10 protein-coding genes are annotated in these 12,162 nt (G+C 38.0%); 2 read left to right on the top strand and 8 right to left on the bottom strand.

Annotated features, from left to right (window positions below; translation table 11 throughout):
* The first annotated feature begins 12 nt into the window (after nt 1–12).
* Both NH454_RS03040 and NH454_RS03035 read left to right on the top strand, forming a co-directional pair.
* A complete protein-coding gene (locus tag NH454_RS03040; protein ID WP_253038200.1) occupies nt 13–591 on the top strand; it encodes a hypothetical protein in 579 nt (192 codons plus the stop codon).
* A gap of 94 nt (nt 592–685) precedes the next feature.
* Nucleotides 686–1,651, top strand: a complete 966-nt coding sequence (locus NH454_RS03035) for a bacteriophage abortive infection AbiH family protein (RefSeq protein WP_253038199.1) — start codon at nt 686–688, stop codon at nt 1,649–1,651.
* Nucleotides 1,652–1,681: 30 nt separating this feature from the next.
* On the opposite strand, the gene NH454_RS03030 is transcribed toward NH454_RS03035, so the two are convergent.
* The 8 genes from NH454_RS03030 to NH454_RS02995 form a co-directional block, all read right to left on the bottom strand.
* Nucleotides 1,682–2,500: a hypothetical protein gene (locus NH454_RS03030; protein ID WP_253038198.1), complete on the bottom strand. Its 819-nt coding sequence runs from the start codon at nt 2,498–2,500 to the stop codon at nt 1,682–1,684.
* Entirely contained in the window at nt 2,487–3,548 is a 1,062-nt protein-coding gene (locus NH454_RS03025; protein ID WP_253038197.1) for a hypothetical protein, read from the bottom strand. The genes NH454_RS03030 and NH454_RS03025 overlap by 14 nt, the downstream gene beginning before the upstream one ends.
* A gap of 230 nt (nt 3,549–3,778) precedes the next feature.
* On the bottom strand, nt 3,779–5,941 hold the full coding sequence (locus NH454_RS03020) for an AAA family ATPase (RefSeq protein WP_253038196.1): 2,163 nt from the start codon (nt 5,939–5,941) through the stop codon (nt 3,779–3,781).
* Complete coding sequence (locus tag NH454_RS03015) at nt 5,938–6,375, bottom strand: VPA1267 family protein (RefSeq protein WP_253038195.1); 438 nt, start codon at nt 6,373–6,375, stop codon at nt 5,938–5,940. Before NH454_RS03015 ends, NH454_RS03020 begins: the two co-directional genes overlap by 4 nt.
* Before the next feature lie 2 nt (nt 6,376–6,377).
* Nucleotides 6,378–6,863: a hypothetical protein gene (locus NH454_RS03010; RefSeq protein ID WP_253038194.1), complete on the bottom strand. Its 486-nt coding sequence runs from the start codon at nt 6,861–6,863 to the stop codon at nt 6,378–6,380.
* Complete coding sequence (locus NH454_RS03005; protein ID WP_253038193.1) at nt 6,856–8,922, bottom strand: integrase; 2,067 nt, start codon at nt 8,920–8,922, stop codon at nt 6,856–6,858. Before NH454_RS03005 ends, NH454_RS03010 begins: the two co-directional genes overlap by 8 nt.
* Entirely contained in the window at nt 8,912–10,504 is a 1,593-nt protein-coding gene (locus tag NH454_RS03000) for a site-specific integrase (protein ID WP_253038192.1), read from the bottom strand. The genes NH454_RS03005 and NH454_RS03000 overlap by 11 nt, the downstream gene beginning before the upstream one ends.
* Nucleotides 10,501–11,802, bottom strand: a complete 1,302-nt coding sequence (locus NH454_RS02995; RefSeq protein WP_253038191.1) for a site-specific integrase — start codon at nt 11,800–11,802, stop codon at nt 10,501–10,503. Before NH454_RS02995 ends, NH454_RS03000 begins: the two co-directional genes overlap by 4 nt.
* Nucleotides 11,803–12,162: the final 360 nt, after the last annotated feature.

The raw sequence follows: 12,162 nt of genomic DNA, 5'->3' as shown, positions 1-12,162 counted from the left end.
CAATTAGATACTATGAACGTTAAACCGGATGGCTGGTACATATTGAAGTTTTACCGAGAAGATGGAATCGAATCCTTCAAGATTTTTTCAACTTGGCTGAAAAACGATACTTGGAGACTATCTTCTGGATCAGATACCCTATCGCATATTACTGTACAAGGAAAAAACCTAGTATGGCCACAGATATCTGGAACCGTGTATAAGCTGCCATTCGAAGGGCAAAATCAAACTACGTCATACACACTCAGCATATTGGAACAAAAAATAATTCCTACTTTAACTGAAGGTCGAATAAAACTGACTAGATTGAACTTAATTAACAATGACTCATTTGATATCCACACAATCACAGAAACTAAGCTTAATGATGTGAAAGACTTTAACCCTCAAAAATGTGTTAATAATACACAGCGACTGCAAAACGATGTACATACGAAAGCCTCAACAGAGGATTCATATACTGAGTTAAGCAATGAATTTGATGAGTTGTTTATAAGGATTGAGTCACCCAAAGATCCTTTATCAATTTTTAGAGCCACCGAAAAGGAACTTCGGGCGACTTATAAACCAGGGAAAACTGAAAGTGGCTAATAAATAAAGCTACTAAAGGCTTTAATCACCATCAATCGTAAGCCGATTACACTGTCTACTCAGAAGGTACTGGTAAGCTGAAGAGGGGGTTTGCTTGGATAAACTTTATATTATTGGTAATGGATTTGATCTTCACCATGGGTTACCTACAAGCTACAAAGGGTTTTGCAACTATTTAAAACTGCATAACCCTACAGTATTAGACAATTTAAACAAATCTTTCTCTTACCCAAGCTCGGATGATGACATATGGTGTCGATTCGAAGAAAACTTATCATTCATAGATTTGCAGTTTCTTGATGATATCATCTGTGAATATATCCCAAACTTATCCAGCGATGATTACTTCCGTGATATGGCCGCTTGCCATCGAGAATCTGAAATTATAATTTTTAGCCTTACTGAAGGTCTTAGAAATGAGTTTTCGAATTACATTCAGCTCGCTTCAAAATACAACGTTGACTCAAGTCGACTTCTAGATATTGACCGTGATGCTTTTTATATAAGCTTCAATTACACCAAGACACTTGAGTATTACTATCGCATTAACAGCGATAAAATTTTATATATACATGGCACATTTGATGATAGAGAAGACATTGTATTAGGGCATGCCGTTGACCCAGATAATTTCATTCAAGAAAAAGAACATGAAAGCCCTCCTGCCGGTCTTACTCCTGAAGAGAATGAACAGTGGAATGATTATATGTCTGATCAGCACATTCCATTTCTTGACGAAGCCCGAGAAGAGCTAGCTTCATACTATGGCAGGTCTTATAAAAACCCTGAGAAAATCATAGAGTACAACTCAGAGTTCTTTGCTGGTTTAAATGTTATAAACTCAGTCTTTGTTCTCGGGCATTCTATGTCAGATGTTGATATCAGATACTTTGAAGCCATCAAAGAGCATGTGCAAATAGACTGCCATTGGACAGTTTCGTTCTACAGTGAAGCAGAAAAAAAATATCTAGAGGGTGTATTGTTAGGTCTTGGAATCCCAGCTACAAGTTTCAATTTAGTAAAATTGACCAAACTAGCTCATAGTGGAATCTGTAAATAAAGTAACCTATAAATTTTTTTAATATTTACATCAACTAATATTCTTAAATGCCATTGGAAGAAATCTTCCTGCGTCATCAAAAGTAACTGGCAACTCAGTTAAATTATTTTCTTCAATAAATCTGGACAACTTAGATGTCTCCTCTGGATTTTCATATTTACCTCTGACTTTTTCTATATCTTCAAAGACCCTCGATGGAACTGGTTGCGCATCCTCTAGTTCATCATCTTCATACATTGCGAATAACCTACAGATATCAAATGCATGCTTATAAACCGTACCAATATCAGCTATTTTTTGCTCATCATAAAGCTCTTCATTTCCAAGCCACGCACTGGCCTTCAAAGCTGTTAAACATTTGATATTTGGTATTCTGATATCTTCTACATTAACGAGACTTTCTTGAAGATACGCATAATAATCCTCATCAAGCAGTATGGCTGAAAAATTTGAGATTCTATCAACAGTTTCTACAGGTACAATATACTGTTCTTCAGCAAGCTCTATTCCGTCTGGTGCTCTAGAAAACAACTCAATTTCTCGTGGATAAATACGAGCATTTGGATGTTCTTCATTTAGAGTAAATCGGTGTACATTACCATCGCCTCCCTTACCACGTGTATATCGCCTCCCCTGATAGCCGCCTTCTTCTATATAAGAGTTCAAAGCACTTGCAAATTCAGGGCTCCAACGTTCGATAATTAAAACGATATCTAAATCTTCAGTCTCTCGGAATTCTGTCTTTCGACTCTCAGCAAGTAACTCGCAGGCATTTCCACCGATCAATACGTAATCTTTGCTGAAGTTATGCATAGCATCCCTAAAATGTTGCAACTTAGAATTTTTCATTTATTTTTCCTGATTCAATTATAGCGTCCTCTGCATCTAACTTATCTAACTCGCTCAATACCTTATTATTGACTTCAGCTAAACATGAGTAAGCTCTCTCATCTTTAGGTGAAAGATCACTTAATAAAAGGGATATTGGAGATAATAACAGCCAAGGTCCTACTTTTCTTAACCTAGGTTTAATATCATATAGATAAACCTCAACAAGTTCGGAACTGTATATTGAACCATATGCATCAAAATGCGACACATAATTTCTTACCCTTTTATATAGCTCCCCTTCAGACCCTGCCGCTCTATATATTGCATAAGATTTTATTTTTGGCTGAGATAGCAAAGTGTACATTGATAGTGCGCTCTCTCCTGCAAAAACCAAGCCTTTTAAACCTGTCAGCTCATTCTTTGGGATTAAATAAGGTCCTTTAGAATTAGCCGTTAACAGTTTCTCCCTATCACCCCATAATTGTTTTCTAGTTTTGTTAAATGAAACAATATTAATACGCCCTTGTTTTATAATATCTACGAGTCCTCTTTCTTCAAGTTCACTAAGAGACCTCGATTTAGACATTCTGGATCCTTCGATCTCAATTTCATTTGAAGCTATACGGGAAGAAATTTGACCCTCTAAGTATTGAATCAATATGTTCGCTGAAAACCCAGAAAGCGGCTCCTTTTTTTGATAATCTTCTTTATTAGTTTGCAACATAAATTGAGGAATGTAGCAGCTCTCTCCTGGCACAATGTAACCCACTTTAAGACTTCTTAAAAACTTCATACTTTGTGCTTTTAATGAGCTTTTTAGTACCAGTAGGTTTTTACCTTCAAAACGCTCTATTAACTTTCTAAACAGGTTTGAACTAGATTCATTAAGTACTCTTTCATTATCAAAAAGCAAGCACTCAAATGGAACTTTATTGATAGTGCAAGATTGAACTTCCAAAGATGATCTTAGTTGAATTGGAACTGATACATCAGTTCCCTTATGCTTTAACAATTCAGCGGAGAATGCCAATTTTAAAAATTGTTGTGCGTTTTTAAATAGATCCATACACCTCTCCTCAAACAATTGTAACAAAGCAATGTTACAATAAGAAAAACAGCAAACCGCTTGAACGCAAGCAGTTGTTTTTTAATACAATCAATCGTAACTAACGCAAGCGAAAACCTCATCACTTACACACATTGTAACACCGACCTGTTACAATGCAAAAAAAGAAGAAAAAAAGCCTTTATAAACAATGTTAATTTGTAACTGTGGATATCGAAAAGTGTCATTTTCTACCTCGAAAGCAATTCTTGTAGGTAGCTATTCCTTTGCCTTGAGTTGCTTATCGTTTTAACAACTTCAGCAAAGTCAGACTCATCACCAACTATATGAACCTCATGCTCAGCTCTTGTAATAGCTGTGTATAGCCAAGCTCGGTCAGTAATTCGGCCTTTCTGTAGTGCTACAATCACCCTTGGAAACTGAGACCCTTGTGCTTTGTGAAGCGTTATGCAATAACCCAGCATCATGCTATCCAGCAAGTCCTGGGTAATGCTGACAAGCTCACCTGTATCAAGTTGCACCTCCCCATATTCGTTTCCAGTAGAGTCAACATTGATCAAAGTCGCCAACGTGCCATTTTGAATTCCTCTCTCATAGATATTCTGTGTAAATAAGACTTCGTCTCCCTCACGTAAATCACCTCGAAAGTACGCTTCACCGTGCATGAAAAACTGCATGGCTTGCCCATTTGGGTTCAATGAGTTCTGAATCGACTTATTTATGTCATCAACCAAAGCAGTGGTTGGCGCGATCACTCGGCTATTTATAGGCGACTGTTGATACAGCTCAGCACAAACATTCTTAATTAGCTTATCTGAAGTATTGTGAAAGTAGATCTTGCCCGAACTCAATTTTTTCGGAACAACTCCTTGATTGATAAGACTAGAGTACTCCGGAATTCCACTTGAACACTTCTGCCTTTTAACAATATCCAACCTGGTATTTGCGATACACTTTGAATCAACCAAATCCGCTAAAACCTTACCGCACCCGATTGGTGGTAACTGATCTGGGTCGCCAGTAAATATCAAACGAACAGACGGGTGAACATGTGTCACTAAACGATACATCGTTGGTAAATCAATCATTGACGCTTCATCAATAACCAATACATGATTAGGTTTATTGAACGATGGTGTAACAGGCTCTTTTCTCAAAAACGCGGCGATTGTTAATGTTTTAAAACCAATTGACTCATAAAGACGTATCGCGGCTCTTCCTGATAGCGCCACAGCATGTAATTCAAACCCCATTTCTTGATAAGACTTCAACACAGTTCGTAATACGGTTGTTTTACCAGTGCCAGCACCACCCGTGATACAGCTAATAGCATGATTCAATGAAGTAGTAATAGCCTCGCTCTGTTTACTTGTTAACTCGTAATGTAGCTCCTGAAGAGCCAGTTGATTGGCCTGTCTAACCGTTTCGTTATATAAGTTATTATTCGTGGCGAGTAATAAAAAGCGCTTCGCCACTACAGATTCCATTAATAATTGGGCTGTTGGATGATATGTCCCTGTATCGCTATTTAATAGATACTGAACAGAGCTGTAACCAACTTGAAAAGCTAAACTGACTAGCTCACCGCTTTTAAGGCACTTCATCAGTAAGGGCTTTAGCCGTTGATGAGTAGTAAACGTATGTCCACGACTTACTTCCACACTGATTAAAAATTCAAGTGCGGCACTCAATCTGAGAGGACTGTCTAAATCGACCTCAAACTTTGTTTGAGCAAGCTCATCCACCTCGTTAAAGCTCATACCAAATCCAATTAGAAGGTATGGATTGCTTCTAATCGAGTTAACAGTGTCTTCATCATGAAACTTCAGCAATCGCTGCTGGATTGAAGATGGTATTTTACATTCTGACATCCAATTACAATGAGCTAAGTTTTTATATTTAGCATATCCCAAATACAGCGAGCTAATTGACTCCTCAGATAATACTTGTCGCAGATCAGCTCTGTTTTTAGAGTTGTCTTTTTGCAATTTCTCATGAAGTTTCTTACCAAATAGCTGCCACAGAGCTCGGGCTTTACTTTCCCCGATCCCTTTAAAGTCTTTTTCTTTCGCAATGAAGCGAATTAGTTGCTCGCCGGTCTCAGGTAAAGTACAGATAGTGTTGCTCGGTGAAGTGTATGTATGCTGTTGCATCACATAGTTATCGAGCTCTATGTCTTCAATAATTCTAGTGCCTTCAACCCTCCAATATTGCCCGATTGAGGGTTCGACTGGCAGCAACTCTAGTTTTGACTTAATGGTTATGTAGTACTTACCATCATTAATTTTGTATGAATCACGTTCTATTGGCACCCCAGAAAAGATGATAAATCCAAGAGCTTTGTATGGAATACTAGTAACACGTAATTGATCTGAATGAATAGTAGAGTTCATCGTGGCATGAACCCCATTTCAGATAGCGTTTCAGATAGTTCTGTATAACGGCGAAGTTGCTTTTTTAGCTCTTTAACTAAACTTTTTAACTCAACATTCTCTTTTTCTAAAGCTGATAACCTACCTGATTCCCGCTTTCGCTTGCTGGCTTTGGGATCGTATACCTTACTGTTACTTTCAACTTTTTTTGCCTCTTCAGTCAGCGGTGGAAGAATCCCCTCCTTCCGTAATTGGTCTTCCAACTGGTTGATACCTGCACGCAGCGTTGGGTTTTGAGTTAGTGCTGAACGCCCACAATCAATGGCCTTTGCAATCTCACCTCGATTTAACTTTCCTCGATAAATAATTTGGCGATAAGTATCATCTGTCTGAGTTGCTTTCCAAGCTTCAAATGCCTGAACATTTGCCAGGGCCAGCTCAATTCCATTTGCCATACCTAGCCCTCCCTACGATTAGCTTCTGAAAATGGCTTTTCAAGCATCTGCACAACATTGCTTACATCAGTATTTTCATCAACAACTACAGCATTATCTAATGCGCTGATACGAACTCCATGTACATATGCATTGTATTGCCACTTAATAAATCGTTGCTTATAGGCCTCATTCTTGTCTAACAACACCTCAACTTGTGCTTCTAAGGCTAACGCTTTATTCTTCCAATACTCAAGATTGTAACCTTCTGACTCAGATGGTTTATGTTGCTCACAAACAGCATCCCTCAACTCTTTTTTTCGTTTAGTAAATGCCTCTTGGATTTCAAGATAACTTGATAAAGTTTGTCGAGTTACACCAACCTTCTCAATGGAGAGATGGCACGCCACCTCTTCACATAATAACCCCCAAGTTAACTTTCCTTGCCAATTGCGAATAATAGACAAAACATCGATAAGTGACTCTTCAGTAACTACTATTTTAGGCATAGTCACCTCTAAGTAGCCCAAAGATTTCGTTGTGCATTTCGAGTTCGTCGGGCGAAGGTATTTCAGCTGTTAGACCTTTGCCTCGTAAAACCTCTTTTGAGGGGGATGGATCATATTGCTCAGGAATAAACAAAGCAGTTCCATCCGGAATGCTTTCATCTTCAAGAAGACGAATTTTGGTTCGGATGTGCGCCAAGCGCCACATATGATTATCAACCCAACGATCAGCACCAAAAGCTCCTAATTCATGATCTTTTTGGGCTTTTGCAAGGTGACTCGCTACTGCTTTTTCCCGTTGCTTTAGCAGTTCTAGAGACTTGCTAAAACCTTTAATGCAAACCAATTCTTTGCAAGTTTCACAGTCTCCATTACGCTGACAAGGTAGCATCGCATAATCATGAATACACACCCCTAGCTCAGTAGTAATAGCACATCCCGGTAAGTCACTACCTATATCTTCATATGAAACAGGAATATTTAAGTTAATCTTATCTAGCGAAGAAGCCTCTTCGGGAATCATTAACGCACCAAGTTCATCTGCTTTTTCTTGTTCTGTACGATGATCATAACTAGCATTATCTCGTATTAGAGCGCGTCCCGCCCAGTTCGCTAGGGTAATCGCATCCATTCCCCCTCGCTCAGCCATAGTACTCAACCAGTGTCTGGCTCCATGAGTATCGACCCGTAAATAAGTTCCATCTGCTTTTTTAAACCCATGCTTAACCCACAAACTAGCCGCAGAGCGGCTATCTTTTTGTATAAACCGATCATTAACTTGGTTGCATGTCGGAAACAAAAAGGAAAATGGTTTGGCAGCTCTTGCCCTTGGGTTAAACTCATTTTCCCGATATAGCATTAGAGCTTCTGATACCTTTACTTTCCTCTCGTTATCAATAAAAGGCCAGTTCGGGAATTTTGATGTGTAAAAAGTCCACTCATATTGACCTAATGCTCGATAGGAAATTTTACCGTTGTTTTGTTCGTAAAGGTTTTTCAGCCATTTAGTTCCATGTTGAAGTGATGATTCATTTTTAATTACCAGCCCAAGAGCTGCACCAAGCTGTTTTGGAGTTAGTATCTTATCTTCAGGGTAATCAGGAGGCGTTACGCAACCACTGTGCCGATAAAATATTCCTGGGTTATTCTCAGCAAATTTTGCTGCCAACCTTGCTGACTCACCAATTCTGATTAAGCGTCTATGAGCCTCAATAACAACCTCTTTCATCTCTGTTGGAACCCACTTGATTCCCTTCTTTCCTTTTTTTGAGGGATTCCATCTAATTCCAAGCCTTTCAATGCCTGCTCTATCTTCTTCCTTAACGAAGCAATCGATTGGTAGCGTTAACTCTGAAAAGCGAGATGGTGCGGTCATTAAGATCGCCATTGCTGACGTATAATATTCAGCTTCTACTCCATAAGTAGGGGCTTGGCTAAACATATCAGCAACCAGCATCATTTCTTCATTGCTTGGTAGTTGATCATTCCTATGCTCAATACCTTTTTCATCTAATGAAATGGTCAGATCTTTATCTCTGGTGTAATTATTCTTCCATTGTGGAAGGCTAGGTGTAATCTGATTATCACGACAAAAATCGAGTAACAACTCCATTTGATACCCAGCTTTATTCCTACCTGCTTTGTTAGGTATCCGCTTAGGAAATAAAATATTTACTTGCTCTAAAACCAACCCGTCTAGAAGTAAAACATCAGCACTTCCCTTAGCAATAATAAGCGCCTCTTCCAATATTCTTAACGCTTCAAATTGGCGCTGAAGATTAGTTACAGGGTTATATGAGAAAATATAGCGAATATATGCCTTCGCAAAATCAATAAATGGCGTAGCCATTGGGTAAAAGTTATATGAATCATATGGCTTTGTATTTGTAGCAAAGCGAGCAGTCACCTTCTTTGTGCCTTTGTGGGTAGTCCATTTATTCTCCTCCCAACAGTTTTTACCAAAAGCACTTAACTTGGCTCTACTTACTTCAATAAATCTCATTAGGTTTTCTTTAGCCGTTAACTCAGCTTTCGCCACAAAGTGGTAAATGTTATTTGCCATTATTCATTTCCTCCTCACGTTGCAGCTTAATTTCCTTGCACTTATCCACAACCATCTCAACAGCTAGAATAAGACGATCTTTTGTTGCCGCATATGTCTCACTTTTCGTTTCTTTTAAACGCGCTTCTTTTTCTGCATAAAGGCTCTCAAGAAACTTCTCATGAGGCGCATCGAGTAAGGGACGAAATTTTTCACATAAATAACAAGCTTCGTATCCTTTGATACAAAAATCATTCGTACCACAGGCTCCGACTTCTGAATTATCTTTATTGGGTATACGAGCAGCGGGGTCATCACCACGCTCGCCTTCTTCTGGTTTCTCAATAACCTTACCCAGAAATGCATATGCAAATGGCGCGAGTTGCTTACCAACGGCTTTATCTATGTAAGTAACTGTGTCTGCCGTATTCTCTGTATATACTTTTACATTTTGGATGTCAGAATGGCCTAGTGCTTTAGCAATAACCTGTGCTCCAAAACCTCTACGAGCAATGTTGGTCCCTCTGGTATATCGAAAGCGACGAGCGGAAATATGAATAATATCTCCAGTCCGCTCTGAGTAGGCTTGCTGCTTTTTGCGAAACGACATCATGTAATCGTGTCGAAGGTCATTAGTCCCCATATGAAATATATCTAGACTTAGAAGTTCTCTTGATATGGAAACACCTTCATTTGCAAAATTAGTTGCAACCTTCCAATCAACAAATAAAGGCACTAACCCTTTAAGCTCTTCAGTCAATTTTGTTTTATAAAGGTTCTCAAACCTATTAATTTGCACATGAATAAGGTTCAATAAAATCAAGTACAGCTCTTCGATAATCACAACTGAATCGAACTGAATTCTAAAGTGCCCCCCTCTAACTTTTGCCTTAGGGATATTTAGAGAGTATTTACCTATGCCTTTATCGGAAGATTTTTTAACAATTAAATCAATGACTTTTAGTTGCCTAATATTCTCAGGTCGATAGGCAGTCGCTTGTACCGTATTTACATAAGCATATGTAGGCAAGCAAATGCTATTTTCCCTAAATAAGCGGATAAGCTCTAAGTTGATAGCTATGGATTCATTGTCCGTAAAAGCACCTGAATACGGGCAACGATTAGCAACAGCAACACCTTTCAGTCCTCCAGGGATGGTCAATTTTTCAAGGACATTGACCATTTCATTTGTTACCCCGAAGAAACCATATTCATGCCAACTAAAGAGAAACGCTCGCAGTGAACCTAAATAATGTTTATGTTCATCATCTAATATGGCATTCCAATTTAAGACGGTATATTCATCAATAGATGTTGACTGAGTATCTCTAATCATACGCTGAAATCGAAAATAAATATTTGCTGTATATTTTGCCGATAATTCCTGTGCATAGACGGAAAGAGAATTACGAAATCCTTCAAGTAGCTTCGGCTCAATTGATAGGATGTCTGGCATGAAGGATATAGTTACATCTTTGTTTAGCTTCCATTTATCACTATCAACATTAAAGCTGTACCCGTCCTTTGATACTTTTAGGCTACTATCAAAAGCAGTATTTAATTTCATATCTTCCTTAATTTTCATATGCATTTTTTCTATCATTTAGTGTCCTTTTTTAGTTGCGCTTGCTTAACTTTTTCTTGTAACTCTTCTTGATTTGACAATTGCACTTCGTTAGCTTTTTTACGTATGTGTCTTTGGTTATAAATATCTCCTGACGCTTCACTTGAATGCCCCATCAAGTGCATACGCATCTTAGCTTCTTTGCCAGATTCAATTTTTTGAAAATTAGGCTCTCCCAGTTCAGCCAACTTATTGTTCAGGTCAATTTTTTCAGAAAACTCTTCGTTACCGTTATGTCTTAAATAGTGCGGATGTAAAATGGAAAAACGGTCATCCATCGATTTCAATTCACTAAATATGTCGTCAAATGCTTTAATAGAAATAGGGTTCCCCAGCGTTTTTCCATTTTGATGCACCACAAACAAATATGGATGTAGCCTAGCCTCGGGAATCTTCGCCCGAATAGTAGTGATATATTCATCAAGTAAGCTTGCAGTACTCGCAGAAATAGGAAGCATTCGCTCTTTTGTCTTAGCAACTGGCTGATGAGGTCTTTTATCGTTTTTATCATCTTGGGTACGCTCTACCCAGACATACTTATTAGTCCCCACTAGGTTCATCCTTGTAATCTTCATCGAAAGTAGCTCCCCTTTTCTAATGAATAACTCCCTAAGTAAGAGAATCATCAAGTAATTTCGCTTTTTGTTTTTTATATTTTTAAATGGGTTATTAGGGTGACTAAAATGGGCCAACTCTAAAAAATTCTGAACTAAACCATCTGGAATATCATCATAAGGTTTATTTGCATTGGATTTTCCTTTAGGCAGTCTTGAAGTAAAACTCGCGTTCATATTGGCAATTTCCATAGTCAGCTCTGTAGTTTTTCGATGCTGAATAGCAAGCTCAGCAATAAAATTTAAGAAGTCTCTAACTGCCGTCATTCGTGCATAAAGATGACGCTTGCTTACAGAACGCGAGTGAGTAATTAAGCTTGGGGAGTCATGCAGGTTAATTACTTTTCTTCGTTTGCTGCTCCCTTTATTATTTTTATAGAGGCCAACATCCAAAGAAAGATGGGCTTTAATACTGACAACATCCTCAGAAGTTAAAAATTTTGCTTCTTTAAATTCTAAAAATAGATCCCTTTTATTTATTTGTTCCCAGTGGAATAACCAATCTATCGCTCTAAGCTTATTCGTTATAGTGCTAGCTTTTTTATTACTACGTAGTGTCGTAGTAACCCACAAGGTAGAGTAAAAATGAGGCATGCCATCCTCACCCAATAAAACAGGGTAGCGCTCACCATTTTCAAAAATTAGGGTTTCTAATTTGTACATCTGAAATTCACCATATTTCTCAATTGCTAAGTAAAATAGTTTGCGAACTTCAAATCGCCAACAAAAAAATTGACTTTTTTGGAATCTTATGATTCGAGACTTAATATACTGATAATTAAAGGAGTGGATAAAGTTGTGTAGACTAAGAGGAAATTTATTAATGAAGGTGAAAGAATAGAAGTGCTAAATTTACACTTTTAAAATACAGCAAAACTTTTTGCACAAATTTTTAAGAAGCTAAAGTGTAAAAATAAAAAAAACCCAGCATTTTTGCTGGGCTCAGGGTTATTTTCTGCTTTTAAAGCGTTTATATTGACACTTTTAAAAAATACCGGTGCTAGAACGGTTATCTAAGACAAA

The organism is Pseudoalteromonas sp. Ps84H-4 (genome assembly GCF_024124645.1).
GTDB lineage: Bacteria > Pseudomonadota > Gammaproteobacteria > Enterobacterales > Alteromonadaceae > Pseudoalteromonas > Pseudoalteromonas lipolytica_C.
This window is presented reverse-complemented; position numbering and strand designations above follow the sequence as displayed.